The organism is Aliihoeflea sp. 2WW (assembly GCF_000497755.1).
GTDB lineage: Bacteria > Pseudomonadota > Alphaproteobacteria > Rhizobiales > Rhizobiaceae > Aliihoeflea.
The window spans coordinates 1-18,925 of record NZ_AYOD01000022.1; the positions used below are offsets into that span (position 1 = coordinate 1).

General features: G+C 65.3%; 22 protein-coding genes. All 22 read left to right on the forward strand.

Annotation, left to right across the window (positions count from 1 at the left end):
* Nucleotides 1-238: 238 nt before the first annotated feature.
* The 22 genes from ALII_RS0112770 to ALII_RS0112875 all read left to right on the forward strand — a co-directional run bounded on the left by ALII_RS0112770 (nt 239) and on the right by ALII_RS0112875 (nt 18,799).
* Nucleotides 239-1,039, forward strand: a complete 801-nt coding sequence (locus ALII_RS0112770; protein WP_024587698.1) for a flagellin — start codon at nt 239-241, stop codon at nt 1,037-1,039.
* 117 nt (nt 1,040-1,156) lie between these two features.
* A complete protein-coding gene (fliF, locus tag ALII_RS0112775; protein ID WP_024587699.1) occupies nt 1,157-2,788 on the forward strand; it encodes a flagellar basal-body MS-ring/collar protein FliF in 1,632 nt (543 codons plus the stop codon).
* Nucleotides 2,788-2,916, forward strand: a complete 129-nt coding sequence (locus tag ALII_RS23240; protein WP_280113767.1) for a hypothetical protein — start codon at nt 2,788-2,790, stop codon at nt 2,914-2,916. The genes fliF and ALII_RS23240 overlap by 1 nt, the downstream gene beginning before the upstream one ends.
* 53 nt (nt 2,917-2,969) lie before the next feature.
* The gene (locus tag ALII_RS0112785; RefSeq protein WP_024587700.1) at nt 2,970-3,359 is read left to right on the forward strand and encodes a hypothetical protein; all 390 of its coding nucleotides are present in this window, start codon (nt 2,970-2,972) and stop codon (nt 3,357-3,359) included.
* Nucleotides 3,356-4,621: a MotB family protein gene (locus ALII_RS0112790; protein ID WP_024587701.1), complete on the forward strand. Its 1,266-nt coding sequence runs from the start codon at nt 3,356-3,358 to the stop codon at nt 4,619-4,621. The genes ALII_RS0112785 and ALII_RS0112790 overlap by 4 nt, the downstream gene beginning before the upstream one ends.
* Nucleotides 4,618-5,766, forward strand: coding sequence for a hypothetical protein (locus ALII_RS0112795; protein WP_024587702.1), 1,149 nt, complete (start codon nt 4,618-4,620; stop codon nt 5,764-5,766). The genes ALII_RS0112790 and ALII_RS0112795 overlap by 4 nt, the downstream gene beginning before the upstream one ends.
* Nucleotides 5,766-7,076: a flagellar hook-length control protein FliK gene (locus tag ALII_RS0112800; protein WP_024587703.1), complete on the forward strand. Its 1,311-nt coding sequence runs from the start codon at nt 5,766-5,768 to the stop codon at nt 7,074-7,076. Before ALII_RS0112795 ends, ALII_RS0112800 begins: the two co-directional genes overlap by 1 nt.
* Nucleotides 7,036-7,605 (forward strand): transglycosylase SLT domain-containing protein, encoded by a 570-nt coding sequence (locus ALII_RS0112805; RefSeq protein ID WP_024587704.1) that lies wholly within the window; start codon nt 7,036-7,038, stop codon nt 7,603-7,605. Before ALII_RS0112800 ends, ALII_RS0112805 begins: the two co-directional genes overlap by 41 nt.
* A gap of 117 nt (nt 7,606-7,722) precedes the next feature.
* The gene (locus tag ALII_RS0112810) at nt 7,723-8,391 is read left to right on the forward strand and encodes a response regulator transcription factor (protein ID WP_024587705.1); all 669 of its coding nucleotides are present in this window, start codon (nt 7,723-7,725) and stop codon (nt 8,389-8,391) included.
* A 99-nt stretch (nt 8,392-8,490) separates the two neighbouring features.
* On the forward strand, nt 8,491-9,747 hold the full coding sequence (locus tag ALII_RS0112815; RefSeq protein ID WP_024587706.1) for a flagellar hook protein FlgE: 1,257 nt from the start codon (nt 8,491-8,493) through the stop codon (nt 9,745-9,747).
* 31 nt (nt 9,748-9,778) lie between these two features.
* Nucleotides 9,779-11,191 (forward strand): flagellar hook-associated protein FlgK, encoded by a 1,413-nt coding sequence (flgK, locus tag ALII_RS0112820; protein ID WP_024587707.1) that lies wholly within the window; start codon nt 9,779-9,781, stop codon nt 11,189-11,191.
* A gap of 4 nt (nt 11,192-11,195) precedes the next feature.
* Nucleotides 11,196-12,212: a flagellar hook-associated family protein gene (locus ALII_RS0112825; RefSeq protein WP_024587708.1), complete on the forward strand. Its 1,017-nt coding sequence runs from the start codon at nt 11,196-11,198 to the stop codon at nt 12,210-12,212.
* A gap of 37 nt (nt 12,213-12,249) precedes the next feature.
* On the forward strand, nt 12,250-12,597 hold the full coding sequence (flaF, locus tag ALII_RS0112830; protein WP_024587709.1) for a flagellar biosynthesis regulator FlaF: 348 nt from the start codon (nt 12,250-12,252) through the stop codon (nt 12,595-12,597).
* A complete protein-coding gene (flbT, locus tag ALII_RS0112835; protein ID WP_024587710.1) occupies nt 12,594-13,037 on the forward strand; it encodes a flagellar biosynthesis repressor FlbT in 444 nt (147 codons plus the stop codon). The genes flaF and flbT overlap by 4 nt, the downstream gene beginning before the upstream one ends.
* A gap of 4 nt (nt 13,038-13,041) precedes the next feature.
* Nucleotides 13,042-13,434 (forward strand): flagellar hook assembly protein FlgD, encoded by a 393-nt coding sequence (flgD, locus tag ALII_RS0112840; RefSeq protein ID WP_024587711.1) that lies wholly within the window; start codon nt 13,042-13,044, stop codon nt 13,432-13,434.
* Nucleotides 13,435-13,449: 15 nt separating this feature from the next.
* Nucleotides 13,450-13,716 (forward strand): flagellar biosynthesis protein FliQ, encoded by a 267-nt coding sequence (gene fliQ / locus ALII_RS0112845; RefSeq protein ID WP_024587712.1) that lies wholly within the window; start codon nt 13,450-13,452, stop codon nt 13,714-13,716.
* A 312-nt stretch (nt 13,717-14,028) separates the two neighbouring features.
* Nucleotides 14,029-16,110 (forward strand): flagellar biosynthesis protein FlhA, encoded by a 2,082-nt coding sequence (gene flhA / locus ALII_RS0112850; RefSeq protein ID WP_244437432.1) that lies wholly within the window; start codon nt 14,029-14,031, stop codon nt 16,108-16,110.
* Between the two features lie 6 nt (nt 16,111-16,116).
* On the forward strand, nt 16,117-16,875 hold the full coding sequence (gene fliR, locus ALII_RS0112855; protein WP_024587714.1) for a flagellar biosynthetic protein FliR: 759 nt from the start codon (nt 16,117-16,119) through the stop codon (nt 16,873-16,875).
* Between the two features lie 2 nt (nt 16,876-16,877).
* Nucleotides 16,878-17,264 carry a hypothetical protein gene (locus ALII_RS0112860; protein WP_024587715.1) on the forward strand — a complete coding sequence of 129 codons (387 nt, stop codon included), beginning with the start codon at nt 16,878-16,880 and terminating at the stop codon, nt 17,262-17,264.
* Between the two features lie 54 nt (nt 17,265-17,318).
* Nucleotides 17,319-17,825: a rod-binding protein gene (locus ALII_RS0112865; protein ID WP_024587716.1), complete on the forward strand. Its 507-nt coding sequence runs from the start codon at nt 17,319-17,321 to the stop codon at nt 17,823-17,825.
* A 30-nt stretch (nt 17,826-17,855) separates the two neighbouring features.
* Entirely contained in the window at nt 17,856-18,269 is a 414-nt protein-coding gene (locus ALII_RS0112870; protein ID WP_024587717.1) for a hypothetical protein, read from the forward strand.
* Complete coding sequence (locus ALII_RS0112875; RefSeq protein ID WP_024587718.1) at nt 18,266-18,799, forward strand: hypothetical protein; 534 nt, start codon at nt 18,266-18,268, stop codon at nt 18,797-18,799. The genes ALII_RS0112870 and ALII_RS0112875 overlap by 4 nt, the downstream gene beginning before the upstream one ends.
* Nucleotides 18,800-18,925: the final 126 nt, after the last annotated feature.

Sequence of the window (18,925 nt, forward strand, 5' to 3'; positions counted from 1 at the left end):
CCTCCCTCCCCCTTGTGGGGAGGGATAAAGGGTGGGGGTCCCCTCTCATGAAAAACCCCCTTCCCCCGAAAATAAGCAACCTGTGAAACACCTCGTTAAGACCTCGTCCCTATGAATCACAAGGCACGACGGACTGACGCTCAAATGAGGGGATGTCACAGGCATGATGCCGCTCCGTCGCACCGGTTGAAGCCCGGTATGTCCCGTAGAGTTTTCTGTACACACAGGGGCAACGAACATGACTTCGCTTCTCACCAACACTTCCGCGATGACGGCTCTGCAGACGCTGTCGCTCACCAACAAGAACCTCGCGACGACGCAGAATCGCATCGCCACCGGCGAGCGCGTATCAACCGCTTCGGACAATGCGGCCTACTGGTCGATCGCGACGGGCATGAAGGCTCAGAACAGCGCGCTCGGAGCTGTAAAGGACTCGCTGGGCTTTGGTTCCGCCGTCGTCGACACTGCCTATACCGGTCTAAACGAAGCGATTAAGCTCACAGAGCAAATTCTTGCCAAGACTGTTGCGATGCAGCAGGGAGGCGTCGACGAGACGGCTGTGCAAGCAGAGATTGATACACTCACTGCCCAGATTACTGCGATCTCGGTTGCCGCCGACTTCGAAGGCCAAAACCTACTAAGCGATGCCACCCCCACATTTGAGGTAGTTAGTGGCTGGACCAAAGGTGGAGATGAAGTCAGCAAACTCGATGTTGCAGGCTTCGACCTTGCGGTTGTCGTGACCGCACTTGAGGCAGCAGACGGTGATACCGCTGTAAACGCTGTCGAAGCGCAGTTGACTTTGATGCGGGGAGCCGCAGCCAAGATGGGAGCCTCGAAAGCAAGCATCGACTCTTCGCTTGATTTCACCTCGAAGCTCATGGACGCCATCGACCGCGGCGTGGGCGTTCTGGTCGACGCCGACATGAACGCCGAATCGGCTCGCCTGTCGGCTCTGCAGACGCAGCAGCAGCTCGGCATCCAGGCGCTGTCGATCGCCAACCAGAACTCGCAGTCGGTTCTCTCGCTCTTCCGCTAATAGCGGCAGCCGCGATGTGACATGGATCGGGCCGCGCTTGTCGCGGCCCGATTTCATTTTCGCACAAGCTTGAATTCATAAGGTCCTCGCAACCCGTACTGCCGGAGCGAGAAACCTTTGCCTGATCAGCTCAAGACCCTACTCGACAATCTGCGTGCCTTCGGCCCCCAGAAGCTCGCCATCATGGGCGGTGTCGGCGCCTTCGTCGTCGCGACCGTCATTGCGGCCTCGATCTATCTCAACAAGCCGACCTACGAGACGCTCTATGTCGGCCTCGACCGGGGCGACATCAACCAGATCGGCATGGTGCTGGGCGAGAACGGGATCGATTTCGACGTCGCCAGCGACGGCACCACCGTCATGGTTCCGGTCGGCCGCACCGGCCCGGCCCGGATGCTGCTCGCCGAGCGCGGCCTGCCGACCTCGACCAATGCGGGCTACGAGCTCTTCGACAATGTCGGCTCCTTCGGCCTGACCTCCTTCATGCAGCAGGTGACCCGCGTTCGCGCGCTGGAAGGCGAGATCGCGCGCACCATCCAGTCGATCGCCGGCGTCAAGGCCGCGCGCGTCCACATCGTCATGTCGGAGCGCGCCAATTTCCGCCGCGAGGAACAGCGCCCCTCCGCCTCCGTTGTCATCCGCACCGCCGGCAGCGATGCTACGCAGGCCGCGATGTCGATCCGTCACATGGTCGCCGCAGCCGTTCCGGGCCTTTCGGTCGAGGACGTCACCGTGCTCGATTCCGCCGGCACGCTGCTTGCTGCCGGCGACGATCCGAACAACATGGCGCTGACCCGCGCGATGGGCGTCGAGCGCTCGGTCGAATCCCAGGTCGAGGACAATATCCGCCGCGCCCTCTCCCCCTATCTCGGCTACGACAATTTCCGCGCCTCGGTGCGCGCCGAGGTCAACACCGACAGCCAGCAGATCGAGGAGACGATCTTCGATCCCGAAAGCCGCGTCGAGCGCTCGATGCAGGTGGTCCGTTCCAACGACCAGTCGAACCAGCGCGAAGCCTCGCAGGCTGCATCCGTCCAGCAGAACCTGCCCGAAGAGCAGGCCGCCCCCGGTGCCGGTCCCGAATCCTCCGAGCAGCGCGAGCGCCGCGAGGAAACGACGAACTACGAGATCAATTCCAAGCGCATCGCCACCGTCTCCAATGGCTATTCCGTCTCCAAGATGTCGATCGCGGTGGTCGTCAACCAGGCCCGCCTCGCCTCGGTCATCGGCGAGAGCCCGACACCCGAGCAGATCGAGGCCCGCATTGCCGAAATCCGCAACGTCGTGGCGTCCGCCACCGGTTTTTCCGAGGCGCGCGGCGACGTCATCACCGTCTCGTCCGTCGAGTTCATGGACGGCCTCGAGGGGGCCGATCCCGTCGCGCAAAGCTGGATGGAAGCTGCAGGGCGCCACACCGGCACCATGATCAACGCGCTCGCCTTCGTCATCGTCGTCTTCCTCGTATCGTGGTTCGGCCTGCGCCCGATGACGGCCGCGCTGACCCGCCCGCAGGAGGCCATTGCCGGCCCGTCCTTCGACGAGGTTCAGAACAGCCTGCCCGCGCCGGACGAAGCCGCGACGGCAGCGGCCTCGCAGGCCCTGCCCGGCCCCGCCGCCGGCAACGTTACCGACGATCTGCGCCGCAAGCTGAAGCCCAATCCGCAGGAGCGCCTGGCGCGCATGGTCGATCTGAACGAGGAACGAACCGCCCTCATCCTGCGCAAATGGGCGCATAAGGAAGCCGCCTGATGCGAACGCAGGCGCTCTCCGACGCCCTGCCGGATTTCGGCGCGGCATCCCTCGCCCCGCGCGCGCCACGGCTCGACCGCGCGACCGCGCGGTCGCCGACACCGAGGCGCGCATCGCCGCGTCGCTGACTGAGCGCCACGAGGCCGAACTCGAACGCCTCGCCGAAACCCATCGTGCCGAGATGGAAGGCCTCTCCCAGGACTTCGCCTCGACCATGGGCGCGACGATCGCCGCCCGCCTACAGGAACTGGAAGACCGTGTCGTCGACCTGACGGCGACCTCCGCCGCGCGCCTCCTTTCTGGGGTGCTGTCCGAAGATCTCGGCCGCAAGTCGGTGGATCGAATGGTCAAGGTCATGCGCTCGGCGCTGCAGGACAGCGACGCCGTCAAGATCGTCGTGCGCGGCCCCGCTTCGCTCTACGAGCCGCTGCGCGCGGCAATGGGAACGTCGTCGGAACGCATGCGCTTCGTCGAGGCGCCGGGAGCCGATCTCTCCGTCTCGATCGACGAGACCGTCTATGAAACGCGGCTCGCCGAATGGTCCGGCGCGCTGTCCGAGGTGATCGCATGAGCATGCCCGACGGCGACGATTCCAAGCGCGAGATCATCATCGTCAAGCGTCGTGGCGGCGATGACGATCACGGCCATCATGGCGGCGTGTGGAAGATCGCCTTTGCCGATTTCATGACGGCGATGATGTGCTTCTTCCTCGTCATGTGGCTCGTCAACGCCACCACCGAGGAAACCAAGGCCGCCGTCGCGAGCTATTTCAACCCGATGCGGCTGGCCGATCCGATCCCCAGCACCCAGCAGCAGGAAACGCCCTCCGGCGGTTCGGCGCAGGAAAGCGTCGAGGGCACGGCCGGCTGGCAGAACGAGAATCCGGCAGGCGACCGCAGCGCCATGGCCGGCCCGGCGCAGGAAGGAAGCGCGCCCGGCCAGCGCGACCAGTCCGAAACCAGCGACGCGCATCTCTTCGCCGATCCCTTCGCGGTTCTTGCGGAGATCGCCCAGCAGACCGCGACGATGCAGAACATTTCGGCGCGCGGCGATGGCGGCGCGCAGACTTCGGGTCCCGCGACCGGTGCTCAGGGCGGCGAATCCTACCGCGATCCGTTCGCGCCCGATTTCTGGTCCGAGCAGGTTGCGATCCCGCCCCTGCCCGACGCCGAACCCCTCGTTCTCGAAGAGGCGACCCCGCCCGTGCCGCAGGCACCCGCCATCGTCGAGGTGCCCGCGGTCGAGGAACTGGAAGGCGAGCAAGTCGCCGCCCTCGCCGCACCGGTTCCCCCGGCGCCCGTCGCCGCCACTCCGGACGGGCAGGAGGCCGAAGACGAAGACGAAGCGGCTGCCGAACCGCGTGACGCGGCCGCCGAACGCATCGCCGAAACCCTGCGCGGCGACCTTGCCGAAGCCTTCGGCGAGAACAGCAGGCTGAACGAATCCATCACCGTCACCCCGGTCGACAAGGGCATCCTGATCTCGCTCACCGACGATCTCGAATACGGCATGTTCCAGGTCGGCTCGGCCGTGCCCGTCGGCCAGCTCGTGCGCGCAATGGAAAAGGTCGGCGCCGCGCTCGATCAGCGGCCCGGCAAGGTGTCCGTCATGGGACACACCGATGGCCGCCCGTTCCGCAGCGCCGAATACGACAACTGGCGCCTGTCGACCGCCCGCGCCCATGCCGCATACTACATGCTGGTGCGCGGCGGGCTCGACGAGACCCGCATCGGCGAGGTCGCCGGCTATGCCGACCGGCAGTTGAAGAACGTCGCGGACCCGCTCGACGGGCTCAACCGCCGCATCGAGATCCTGCTCGAGGTCGAGGGATGAGAACCGCGCTCGCCAGGCTCGGGATCGCTCTTGCCCTGACCGGCGCGCTCACCGGCGCGGCGTCGGCGAGTTCGGCGCTGCAGCCCTTCCAGATGATCCGCTCGCTGCAACTCGTACAGGACCGCATCGCCAATGGCGACCACGCGGCCCTGCCGATGCAGCGCAAGCTTCTGGAGATGATCGACGAGCGCATGCGAAACGCGACGCCGGAGGATTTGGCCGACCAGCGCAACCTCTCGGCGCTGCTCGTCTATGCGATGAGCGGCGGCAACCCGGTGACGCTCGACCTTGCCTTGTCGAAGCTCGACGCTGAAAACCCGTCCAAGCCGCTTGCCGACGCCTTGCGCGCCTATCTCGGCGGGGATTTCCAAGCCGCGCGCGACGTGCTCGCGACCATCGCGCCGGTAACGCTGGACGACCATGCACCCTTCGTCGCGCTGGTCAAGGGAACGGTGCTGTCGAACGACGAGCCCGACGCGGCGCTGGTCAATCTCGACACCGCGCGCCTGCTTGCACCCGGCACGCTGGTGGAGGAAGCGGCCCTGCGCCGCTCGCTCCTGATCGCCGTCAGCGTCTCGAAGCCGGACGTCTTCGCGCGCACGTCGTCGACCTATGTGCGCCGCTTCCTGCGCTCGCCCTATGCGAGCCAGTTCGCCGAAGCCTTCGTCTCCGGTCTGGCCGCGATGCATGCGAGCCTCGATGCCGGCGAGATGGCGGACATCCTCGCCTGGATGACGCCCGAACAGGCCGAGACGATCGCGCTGCGCATGTCGCGTCAGGCGGCAATCGCCAACGACCCGGTCATGATCGCCTTCGCCGAACGCCTCGCGAGGGGCGAAGCGGCGCAGGACCCGCGCGCACTTCTCTATTCGAGCCTCGGCGGCGTCGCCTCGCCGGAAGTCGCCGACACGCTCTCGACGCTGCAGACGATCGACCGCACACGCCTGTCCGAAGGCGACCGCGAACTTCTCGACGCCGCGACCGATATCGCACGAACGGTCGTCGACCGGCCGGATCTGGCGCAGACGCCGCCAGCCATTCCCGCCGCCATCGACCCGGAAACGACCAGCGACACCGACAGCTACATCTCGTCGACCCGCGCCAAGCTCGACGCGATCGACCGCCTTCTGGAGGGTTCGAACTGATGCGCCTCGTCGACATGCCCGCCATGCAACCCCCTTCCGCCCGCACCATGCCCGGTCGCGAGGAGACGTCCGATGCGCGCGGCGCGTTCGGCGATTTTCTCGACCGCGATGCGCCCTCCAAGCGCACCGACGCCAAGATTGCGTCGAAGGAAAAGCCGGACGACACGGTACTGCCGGACGCGGACGAAGCGGAGCCGGCGATCGACGGTCTGTTCGCTGCCGCCACATCGACGGGCAGCGAAGACGGCAAGGATGGGCGCCCCGAGGTCGGCGATCCGAAGTCGACCGCAACACCGGCCGACCAGGAAACAAGACTGCGCCCGCCCGGCCGCGCGCATATCGACTGGCTAGCCCTGCGCATGCCCAGGGGCGACGACGCACCCGTCACGAATGGAACCGCTCTCGACATCGAGAACGCCGTTCCCGCCCCGGCCCCGACCGACGCATCCGAGCCCTCCGCCACCACGTCATCGGAAAACGCCGAGACGATCCCGGACGCTCGCCTTGCTGCCGCTGTCGCGCGCCGTGACGAACGGCTCATCGACGACCGCCAGCGCCCGTCGATGCGTTCCGAGCCTATCCGCGCCGGCGACGCGGCCCGCACGCAAACGCCATCTGCCGACGCGAAGCCGGTCGAACCCAGCCCGCGCGAAGCCACCGCTCGCGATGTCACCGTCAAGTCGACATCCGAGCCGCTCGTCACGCAGCCGCGCTCGGCGACGATGCCCGAGGCGCACGCCGGCGATCGATCCGCGCGTCCCGTCGCCACCTTGTCGGTCCAGACCATCCCCGCCTTCGCCGCGAGCCTCCAGAGCCCCGCGCAGGCCGTTCTGGGTGCGATCGGCGAGGAGGTGCCCGAACTCGCGCGGTCGGCCGCGACTGCCGCAGGCCAGCCCCAGACGGCCGAGCCGATGCGAGTCCTGAAAATCCAGCTTCACCCGCTGGAGCTCGGCGTCGTGACGGCAAAGCTTTCGCTTCAGGGCGGCGAAATGCGCGTCGAACTTCAGGCCGAGACGCGCGAGGCAACGTCCAAACTCGCTGCGGATTCGAACGAGATCGCCAAGGCCCTGCGCGGGCTCGGCATCGAAATCGACCGCGTGACGGTCACCCAGCAGCCATCCGCCCAGATGCAGTCGCAAGGCCAGCAGGGACAACAGAGCGCATTCGAGCGCGGCGGCGAGCGCTTCGCTCATGAAGGTGGTGAGAGCGGCCGCCAAAACGGCCAGCGCGGCGCGGGCAATGGTGCGGGCAGCTTCGAGGGAGAGCGCAATGCGGGCGAAAGCCAGAGCAGCCGCGGCGTTTATATCTAGCGTCGTCGCCTTTTCGCTTCCCGCATTTCCCGCCTTCGCCAATGCGTGCGAGGTCGAGATTCTGCGCGCGGCCGACCGCTACGACATTCCCGCCGGCATCCTCTATGCCGTCGGCCTCACCGAGACCGGACGGAAGGGCTCGATGCAGCCCTACGCGATGAACATCGAAGGCAAGGCCGTCTTCGCCGCCTCGTCGGCCGACGCCGTCCGTCGCTTCACAGCCGCCAAACAGGACGGTGCGCGCCTCATCGATCTCGGCTGCATGCAGATCAATCACCGCTGGCACGGCGAGAAGTTCGCCTCGGTCGGCCAGATGCTGGAGCCCGCCCGCAACGTAGACTACGCCGCCCGCTTTCTCGTCGAGCTGAAGGGGCGCCACGAGAGCTGGTCGATGGCCGTCGCGCGCTACCATGCGGGGCCCAACAACGACCCCGCGCAAAAGCGCTATGTGTGCCGCGTGATCACCAATATGGTCGCCACCGGATTCGGCCGCTGGACCCCCGAAGCAAGGCAGTTCTGCGACCCCTGAACCACCCCCGGAATCGAATCCCCAATTCTGACCTACAAGAATTCGTGGTTGTGCGTGATTCGCATGAAGCGTTAACCATAACACACGATATTACTTAACTGATTCGGGGGGCGGCCAATGATCGTGATCGTGGACGAGCGCGACCTTGTGAAGGACGGCTACCACTCCCTTTTCAACCGGGAAGGTGTTGCGAGCGTCGGCTTCGGCGCGCGTGAATTCGGCGAGTGGGTCGAAAGCGCGGCGGACGAGGACATCGGCGCGGTGCGCGCGGTTCTCCTGGGAGATTGCGACACCGAAATCGCGTCGCCGGCCCGCATTCGCGACCGGACGAGCGCGCCGGTCATCGCGCTGTCGGAACAGCCCTCGCTGGAAAACACGCTGAAGCTCTTCGAGGCCGGCGTCGACGACGTGGTTCGCAAGCCGATCCACATCCGCGAAATCCTCGCCCGCATCGCCGCGATCCGTCGCCGCGCGCAGGACGAGGCGACGTTCACCGATATCGGCCAGCTTCGCATCTTCCTCGACGGGCGCGACCCGCAGGTCGCCGGCCAGCCGCTGCCGCTGCCGCGCCGCGAGCGTCGCATCCTGGAATATCTGGCGTGCAATGGCGGCCGCCGGGTGACCAAGACGCAGATCTTCAACGCGATCTATGGCGTCTTCGACGAGGACGTCGAGGAGAACGTCGTGGAAAGCCACATCTCGAAGCTGCGCAAGAAGCTGCGCGAGAAGCTGGGCGCGGACCCGATCGATTCCAAGCGCTTCCTCGGCTACCAGCTCGTCGGCTGAGATGAGGCGGGCGCCCGAAACGAACCGGACCGCCAGCCTCGCGCAAGACATCTCGCCTATCCTCGCCGAAGGCAGATCGCGAACCTCGGGGAGACCGGAATGAGCCTTTACGGAATGATGCGCACGGGCGTGTCGGGTATGAATGCGCAGTCGAACCGTCTGGGCACGGTGGCGGACAACATCGCCAATTCGGGCACCATGGGCTACAAGCGCGCCTATACGGAATTTTCGGCACTGATCCTGCCGAGCGAGAACGGCACCTATTCGTCGGGCGCGGTCAAGACGACCGTTCGCAACTCGATCGCCGATCAGGGCCTGCTCCAATTCACCTCGTCGACGACCGACATCGCGATCCAGGGCGACGGCTTCTTCCTCGTGCAGAACGCCGCCGGCGACCAGTTCATGACCCGCGCCGGCTCCTTCGTGCCCGACGCGCAGGGCCGTCTCGTCAACGCCGCCGGCTTCTACCTACTCGGCACCACCAACATGGCCGCCGGCCTGACGCCGGACGATCTGCAGGTCGTCTCGATCTCGTCCACCGGCCTCACCGCCTCGCCCTCCACCGAAGGCGTCTTCGCACCGAACCTGCCGGCCCTCGCTGAGATCGTTCCGGCCGGATCACGTCCCAGCGATAACGTCGCTGGTGCCGTTTTCAGCGGCAAGACCTCGATGATCGCCTATACGGGCATCGGCGAAGAGCGCAAGATCGATCTCTATTTCGCCAAGACGGGCGACAACACGTGGGAAGTCAGCGCTTACGATGCAGCGTTGGCTGGTCCAGATGGCGGCTTCCCGTACAGTGAAGGTCCGCTTGCCACCCAAACGCTTTCTTTCAGTGCGACGAACGGTGCGCTCGAGAACCCCGAAACATCGACGCTCGTCTTTGACGTCAATGCCGATCCCACCGTCTTGCAGGAATTCACGCTTTCCTTTGCCGGCGCCCAATCGCTTGCGGCCGACTACACGGCCCGCGCACCGGCCGTGAACGGCAGTGGCACCGGGGGCTTCGACGCAATCTCGATCGATCTCGACGGCACGGTCTCCGCGCTGAACAGAAACGGCTCGGTCATCAACCTCTTCCGCATCCCGATCGCCACCGTCACCAGCCCGGACCGTCTGACGACGCTGCCCGGCAACGTCTATCAGGCCAACAACGGCTCGGGCGGCATGACGATCGGCGTCGCGACCACCTCGAACTTCGGCGAAATCGTCGCTGGCGCCCTCGAAGGCTCCAATGTCGACATCGCCGAGGAGCTGACGAGCATGATCGAATCGCAGCGCAACTACACGGCAAACTCGAAAGTCTTCCAGACGGGTGCAGACCTTCTGGACGTCCTGGTCAACCTGAAGCGTTAGGACCGGGCGTCGTGCCCGGCTGAAGTGGGAAATGTCACTATCGTCTGTCCTGAACACCGCGCAGTCGTCGCTGACCAACACGTCACGGCAGACGAGCGTCGTTTCCCGCAACATCACCAACGCATACAACACCGACTATACGCGGCGTCAGGCGGTGCTCGCCAGCACCGCCCCCGGCGCGCGCGTGGTCTCGATCACCCGCGCGGCCGACGCCGCGCTGATGCGCCAGAACTCGGACGCCCTGTCCGTCTGGCACGCGCAGAACACGCTGGCGACCGGCTACGAGCGGCTGAGCCTCTCGGTCAACGGCGTGGAAAATTCGACCTCGCCCGCCATGCGCCTGGGCGAATTGCAGATGGCGTTGCAGACCTATTCCGCATCGCCCGGTGACCGCAGCCTTGCGGTCAACGTCGTCAACTCGGCCGGCGACATGGTGCGCACGCTCAATGGCGGCACGACCGCCATCCAGCAATTGCGCACGGACGCCGACGGAGAGATCAAGCAGTCGGTCGACAAGCTGAACTCGCTTCTGGCCGACCTCGAGAAGATCAACACCGACGTCATGACCGCGACGCGCCTCGGCCGCGACGCCTCTGAATCGCTCGACCTGCGCGACGGTATCGTCAAGCAGATCTCCGAAATCGTGCCCGTCACCACGCAGTTGCGCGGCGACAGCGACATGGTGATCTTCACCAAGGACGGCGTCACCCTGTTCGAAACCGTCGCCCGCAAGGCGACCTTCGAGCCCTCGCCCCTGCTGCTCGCTGGGCAATCGGGCAATCAGGTCTATATCGACGGCGTGCCGCTTTCGGCCGGCCAGGGCGGCGATACCGATGCCGGCGGCAACATCGCCGGCCTGCTCCAGCTTCGCGACACCGTCGCGCCGCAGATGCAGAACCAGCTCGACGAGATGGCCCGAGCGCTCGTCGATAGCTTCAAAGAGGCTGAAGGTCCGCCCCGCGTCAACGGACTATTCACCTTTGCGTCAGCCCCGGAGACGGCCGGAACGCTGATCGTCAACCAAGACTACGTCAGGAACCCCCACGCCATTCGCGACGGTGCCGACGGTTCTTTGAATCCCGTGCCACCCCCCGGCACGCCCGAAGCTAGCTTCACCGGTCAGATCACCAGACTTATGGACGGCTTCGACGCCGATCGCACCTTTTCGGCAGATGGCGGCATCGAAGGCGCGCGCAGCCTGTCTGCCTACGCCACCGCGTCGATCTCGTGGCTTGAAAGCCAGCGCCAGCTTTCCTCCGTCGCCGCCGAAAAGAAGAGCGCGACGCTCGCCCGCACGTCCGAAGCGCTGTCCAACAAGACCGGCGTCAACATCGACGACGAACTCGCCAAGCTGCTCGAACTCGAACAGTCCTATGCGGCCTCGGCAAAGCTGATGCAGGTCGCCAACGATATGCTGTCAACGCTGATGGCGACGGTTAGGTAGTCCCATGAAGGCGATGTCCGTTTCCTCAAATGCGGTCAGCCAGGCGCTTCGCCTGCAGATGGCGCGCGCGCAAGCCGAAATGATCCGGGCCGAGAAGGAAGTGACGACCGGCCAGGTCGCCGACCGCGGCCTGCACCTGGGCGTGCGCACCGGCCACTCGGTCTCGCTCGACCGCGACATCGCGCGCCTCGACAACATCAAGAGCACCAACGGCATGGTTACGACCCGGCTCGACGCGACGCAAAATGCGCTCGGCGAGACCCGCGAGATCGCCCAGCAGATGCTCGGAACGCTGACCACGATGCTCAACGGCGCGCTCGAACCGGCCGTCCCGCGCACGCAGGGCATGTCGGTCCTGACGACGATGAACGCCATGTTCAACGCCACGATCGACGGCGGCTACATCTTCGCCGGCACCAACACCGACGTGCGTCCGCTCGCCGACTTCACCGATCCGGGCTCGGACGCGCGCATCGCTTTCGATGCCCTGGCGGCCGGCCTGCCCGACCCGATCGACGCCGCCGCGATGACGACCTTTCTCGCCGCCGCCGAAACGCAGATCATCGACAACTGGAACGTGAACTGGTCGCAGGCCAGCGACGAGACCATCCAGAGCCGGATCGCGCTGAGCGAGACCGCGAAGACCTCGGTTTCCGCCAACGAAGGCGGCATCCGCCAGCTTGCGATGGCTGCCGCGATCGTCGTCGGGCTCGTGGACCGTGACATGGCCCCGGACGCCAAGCGCCTGCTCACCGAAAAGGCGATCTCCCTGACCGGCGGCGCGATCGAAAGCCTGACCTCCATCCAGTCCGAGGTCGGCCTTGCCCAGAACCGCGTTTCCCAGGCCAATGACCGCCTGACGACGCAGGTCGACCTGTTCAAGCGCACCCAGATCGACATGGTCGGCGTCGACCCGTTCGAGGCCAGCACGCGGCTGACGTCGCTTCTGGCGCAGGTCGAGACCTCCTACACCCTCACGGCACGCATCCAGCAGCTCTCCCTGCTCAGGTTCATGTCCTGATGACCCACATCACCCGCATAGAAAGATCGGCCTGCTGATGTACCAGTTCGCTTACGCAGACATTCAGACAGATTCCGTCGCGGATGCCCGCGACCGCGAGAAGCAGGTACTCGCACGATCGATCGACCTCCTGGTCGAAGCCCGCGACGCCGGCACGCGCTCGATGAAGTCCATCGAGGCGATCTACTTCATGAACCGCGTCTGGACGTCCTTCATCGAGGATCTGGGCTCGGCCGAGAACGCGCTGCCCAAGGAATTGCGCGCCAACCTCATCTCCATCGGCCTCTGGCTGCTGCGCGAGGGCGAGGAGGTCCGCCAGGGCCGCTCGGACAATTTCGACGGCCTGATCGAGGTCTCGGAAATCATCCGGGACGGCCTGCAATGAAAAATACCTTGAAGATCACGCTCAAGCCCGGCGAAAAGATCTACGTCAACGGCGCCGTGATCCGGACCGACCGCAAGGTCTCGCTGGAATTCATGAACGACGTGCAGTTCCTGCTCGAGAACCACGTCATGCAGCCCGAGGCGGCGGTGACGCCGCTGCGCCAGCTCTATTTCGTCGTGCAGATCATGCTGATCAGCCCGCAGGAAGCCGACGACGCGCGCTCCATGTTCCGCAAGTCGCTGCCGCGCCTGATCGATTCCTTCTCCTCCGACGCCATCAAGGCCGATCTGAAGCAGATCGACCAGCTCGTCGCCGAAGGTCAGGTCTACGAGGCAATGAAGATGCTGCGCGGCCTGTTCCCCCGCGAGGACACCATCCTCGGCGCCACGCCTCTGCCGGTGCGCCGTGCGCCCGAACCCCAATTGCTCGCCGGAGAATGATGCGATGAACGTTGCAGCCCTGACCAGCGCCAGCCAGGCGAGCCCGACCAGCGCCACCAGCGCGGCCAGCGTCGACTACGAATCCTTCCTGAAGCTCCTCGTCGCGCAGATGAAGAACCAGGACCCGACCGCACCGATGGAATCGACCGAATACGTCGCCCAGCTCGCGACCTTCAGCCAGGTCGAGCAGCAGGTGCAGATGAACAAGAAGCTCGACGACATCCTGCAGGCCTCCGCGCTTTCGCAGGCCAGCGGCCTCATCGGCCGCGAGGTCGTCAGCCATGACGGCTCGGTCACCGGCAAGGTCAAGGAGATCAAGCTCTATTCCGACGGCGTCGTCGCCGTATTGGAATCCGGCGGCCAGATCCCTATCCTGCCGGGCGTCACCATTCGCTGATCCGGCCCGAACGCCATGAATGAAGCCGACGCGCTCGACATCGTCCAATACGCGATCTGGGTGGTGCTCGTCGCGTCGAGCCCGGCCGTCGTCGTCGGCATGGCCGTCGGCGTCGGCATCGCCCTCGTCCAGGCACTGACGCAGGTCCAGGAAATCACCCTGACCTTCGTTCCCAAGATCGTCGCGATCCTCCTGACCGTCGCCCTCACCGGCCCCTTCGTCGGCGCGCAGATCTCCAGCTTCTCCACGGTCATCTTCCAGCGCATCGAAAGCGGCTTCTGACGGGTTTCTCTCGAAGTGACCCCCACCCTCTATCCCTCCCCACAAGGGGGAGGGAGTTCGTCAGCGTCGCTCCCTTACTCCAAGCTAAACTCCAAACTGAGAGTCCGGCACGATGTGGATGCCCTCCCTCCCCCTTGTGGGGAGGGATAAAGGGTGGGGGTCACCTCAAAAAGAATCCGAAGACCGCCTCGCGCCGCCAAGTCGGAAGACACCATCGAAATCCCCCGCACCTTTCGCGCAAGCTTCATCCTCTAGCGTTCAGCCATCCCGGTCGCCCTGCGGCCGCATCAGGCATGGACGATTCGTATGGCGATGAACGAAGCACTGGGCGCGGCGCCGATCCGCAACAATGGCCGCGACATTTTCTTCGCCTTCGGCATCATCGTCATCCTGGCGGTGCTGTTCCTGCCGATCCCGGCCTTCCTCATCGATCTCGGCCTCGCCTTTTCCATCGCCGTCTCCGTCCTCGTCCTGATGGTGTCGCTCTGGATTCAGCGGCCGCTTGAATTCTCCGCCTTCCCGACCGTTCTTCTCATCGTCACCATGCTGCGCCTGTCGCTCAACATCGCGACGACGCGCGTTATCCTTTCCCACGGCAACGAGGGCACGCACGCGGCCGGCCACGTCATCGGCGGCTTTGCCAATCTCGTCATGGCCGGCGATTTCGTCATCGGCCTGATCGTCTTCCTGATCCTGATCGTGGTGAACTTCATCGTCATCACCAAGGGCGCGACGCGTATCGCCGAGGTCGGCGCCCGCTTCACCCTCGACGCCATCCCCGGCAAGCAGATGTCAATCGACGCCGATCTGTCGGCCGGCCTGATCAACGAGAAGGAGGCCCAGCTTCGCCGCCGCGAGCTGGAAGAGGAATCCTCCTTCTTCGGCTCCATGGACGGCGCGTCGAAATTCGTGCGCGGCGACGCGATCGCCGGTCTGATCATCACCGCGATCAACATCGTCGGCGGCATCGCCATCGGCTATGCCCGACACGACATGCAGATCGGCGAGGCAGCCGACGTCTTCGTCAAGCTGTCGGTGGGCGACGGCCTCGTCACGCAGATTCCCGCGCTCATCGTCTCGCTGGCAGCCGGCCTTCTCGTCTCCAAGGGCGGCACGCGCGGCTCGACCGACAAGGCCGTCTTCGGCCAGCTCGGCGCCTATCCGCGCGCGCTCTTCGTCGCCGCGGTTCTGCTCTTGACGCTCGGCCTCATGCCGGGCCTGCCCTTCATGCCGTTCGCCGTCCTCGGCGGCGCTCTCGCCGGCCTCGCCTACGTCATCTCACGCCAGCGCCAGCGCGACAAGGACGCCGCGCAGGCCGTCGAGCAGAAGCACAAGGAGGAACGGGACGAGGAGGAGAAGCAGTCGGTCAAGTCCTCGCTGCGCACCGCCGAAGTCGAGCTTCTGATCGGCAAGCAGCTTTCGACCAAGCTCCTGACATCGCATCAGGAACTCGCCTTCCGCATGGGCAAGATGCGCAAGAAGTTCGCCGCGCAATATGGCTTCGTCGTGCCCGAGGTGAAGCTGACGGACGATTTCTCGATCCCGCCGAAGAGCTATCAGATCAAGATCCACGGCACCGTCGTCGCGGAATACCAGATGCGCGTCGGCGAACTGATGGTGCTGGTCGGCACCGGCGACCTGCCGCAGCTTCCCGGCGAGGAAGTACGCGAGCCTGCCTTCGGAATGCGCGCCTTCTCGGTGCCCGAAATGTTCGCCGAGGACGTGAAGCGCGAGAAGCTGACCGGCGTCGACAACATGTCGGTGTTGCTGACGCACCTTTCCGAGGTCATCCGCAACAACCTGCCGCAGCTTCTGTCCTACAAGGACATGAAGGCGCTGCTGGAGCGCCAGGACCCCGAATACAAGAAGCTGGCCGACGAGATCTGCACCACGCACATCACCTATCCGGGCCTTCAGGCCGTGCTCAAGCTGCTGCTCGCCGAGCGCATCTCGATCCGCAACCTGCACTTGATCATCGAGGCCATCGCCGAGATCGCGCCGCATGTGCGCCGCACCGAGCAGATCGTCGAGCATGTGCGCATCCGCATGGCGCAGCAGATTTGCGGCGATCTTGCCGAAGGCGGCGTGCTCAAGGTCATGCGCCTCGGCAATCGCTGGGACCTCGCCTTCCACCAGAGCCTCAAGCGTGACGCCAAGGGCGAAGTGCGCGAGTTCGACATCGATCCGCGCCAGCTCGAGGAGTTCGGCGACCAGGCCTCGAAGGCGATTCGCGAGCAGATGGAAAAGGGCGAGCGCTTCGTCGTCGTCGCCGCGCCCGAAGCCCGCCCCTATGTCCGCATGATCATCGAACGCCTGTTCTCCACCTTGCCCGTCCTCTCCCATGTCGAGATCGCGCGCGGCGTCGAGATCAAGGTGCTCGGCTCGGTCTCCTAGACCGATATGGATTTACCGGCCTCCCTTGACGCCATCGTCATCGCCGCCTTCCTGGCCTTCTGCCGGATCGGGGCCTGCTTCATGCTGATGCCGGGCCTGTCGAGCATTCGCGTGCCGGTGCAGATCAGGCTGTATGTCGCCGTCGCCGTCACCTTTGCGCTGCTCGCGCATCTGTGGGACTTTCTCGTCCCCTTCGTGTCCTCGCGGCCCGATGCGCTCCTGCTTTTGATCGTCTCGGAGGTCCTGATCGGCGCGCTGATCGGGCTCGTCGCCCGGCTCTACGTCCTCGCCGTCCAGTTCATCGGTTCGGCGATGGGCATGATGTCGGGCTTCAACGCGATGGGCGGCACCGCCATCGAGGAGCCGGACCCGCAGGGCGCCCTTGCGGCCATCATCTCGCTGTCCGTGCTGCTGCTGCTCTTCGTCTTCAACTTCCATCACGAGATCATCCGGGCGCTGGTCGATAGCTACACCGTCGCGCCCGTCGAAACGCTCTACAATCCCGCCTCGGCGCTGGCCGACATTTCGGACACGCTCTCGGAAGCCTTTCTCGTGATGCTGCGGCTCGGCTCGCCCTTCATCGCCTATGCGATCCTCGTCAATCTGGCCATCGGCCTCATCAACAAGCTGACGCCGCAGATCCCGATCTATTTCGTGTCGCTGCCCTTCGTCCTTGCCGGCGGCCTGATCCTCGCCTGGTTCGCCATCGGCCCCTTCCTGTCGTTGGCGGTCGACGGCTTCCTTCCCTCGACGATTGCGAGATAGCCATGTCACGCCGCACCGACCGTCTGACCAAGGTCCTTGTCCTACAGGAAAAGCTCAAGGAACTGCACGAGACGCGCCAGGCCCTGCACACCGCTAATGCGCGGTTCGCGGCCGAAGAGGCGGAAGACGTGGTCAAGGCGTTCAACGCCGAAGGCTCGCTCTCGAGCGTCTTTCCAGAGATCTACCATGCACGCGTCGCCTCGGCGACGGCGGCCAAGCAGCAGCATCTGGCGAATGCCCATGTCGAGAGCCTCCGCGTCGCCAAGGCGTCCGCCCGGCTCGATGCGGTCGGGCGCGAGGTGGCGATCTCGCGCCGCGCCGACGAGCGCTTCGCCGACGAGCGCGACCAGACGGAAGCGCTCTCGCGACAGCCGGCAAAGCCGAAGTAAGGCTGCCACAAGCTTCTTGAACGATAGTCGCAAGACAGCGAACGGAGGAATTTCTTGGCCATCAGCCCGCCCGTCGACATCGTCCTGGACGTCGCCCGCGCCGCGAGCGCCGACGACGTGGCAGCCGCCCGCGAGCGTCTTGCCGCGCGCGTCTCGACGGCGAACGCACCCGGTTTCGAGGTCGCCTCGCCGGCAGCGCCGCTACCGGCAAGGCATGCAGACGCGACGCCCGAAGCCTTCCGCAAGTTCGAGGCGATGATGCTCCAGAGCTTCATCCAGTCGATGCTGCCGGAGGAAAGCGAGGCGGTGTTCGGCAAGGGCCTTGCCGGCAATATGTGGCGCTCGATGATGGCCGAGCAGATCGCCGGCGTCATGGCCGACAGCGGCGGCATCGGCGTCGCCGACCGCATCTTGAAGAATTACTACGCCCGCAACGAGGACCAGGCCGCTCTCGACGGCGCCGGCCGTTCGCTGGTCACCCAGTCCATTCTCCACCAGGCCCAGCGCATGGCGCTGCAGCCCGATCTGGCGGGAACGGATACAGGTCTTTTCGACAGTTGATTTGATTGCGATGAATCAGGATTTTGCTTCATGACGAGTTTTTCAGCACCAGCTCTTCAGCCCACCCCCGCGCGGGCGCGCGCTACCGCCGCGCCGGCCGATCTCGGCACCATCCTCGCCCGCATCGAAGAAGCGGTCGAGACGGAAACCGCCGCGATCCGCACCGACATGAATTTCGACATCGCCGCCTCGAACGCGCGCAAGAGCCGTCATCTCTATGATCTGACGCGCGCGATCCGGGGCCAGGACGATGCGGCGCTCGTCGCCACCTACCGTCCCGCCATCGAGCGCCTGCGCGACAAGCTCGCGGTGAACCAGGGCGTCATCGTCGCCCATCTGGAAGCGGTCACCGAGGTCGCGACCCTGGTCAAGACCGCGTTGCAGGACGCGGAGGCCGACGGCACCTATTCGCAGGCCGAATTCCCGGAAGTGAAGCGCAGATGATCAAGCTCGTCGCCGCCGCCGTCTGGATCGCCGCCGCAACGGCCGGCTCCGTCTTCTACGCCTTCCAGCAGGCCGGCGAAGTCGCGGCGGCAGCCCCCGCTCCCGAGGCCGGCGCGTTCGGCGGGCTCGATTACGTCCGCCTCAACGTCGTCTCCGTGCCGCAACTGAAGAATGGCGAGGTCGAAGGCTATTTCCTCGCCCGTCTCGTCTTCACCGCCCCGGCCGAGCGCCTGAAGCAACTCGTCGTTCCGGCGGACGCGATGCTGACCGACGCCGTCTACACGAAACTCTATGCCGACCCCTCGGTCGATTTCTCGCAGGTCGAAGCGCTCGACATCGACGCCTTCCGCGCTGGATTGCGCGATGCGGTCAATGCGAAGATCGGCGAGGAACTGATCACGGAAGTCCTGATCGAGCAGGTCGACTTCCTGTCCAAGGCCGACATCCGCCGCGCCAGCTTCCGCGGCTGGGACAGCGCCGCCGCCGCCGCCCAGACCGAGCCGAAGAAGGCGGATGGCGGCGGGCACTGATTCCCGGTTTTTCCGAATTGACCCCCCCCACCCTGTATCCCTCCCCACAAGGGGGAGGGAGTCGTCAGCATCGCCTCTAAACCTTGAATGCACCGCCCGGTTTGACGGGAAAAGCGCGACGCTGAT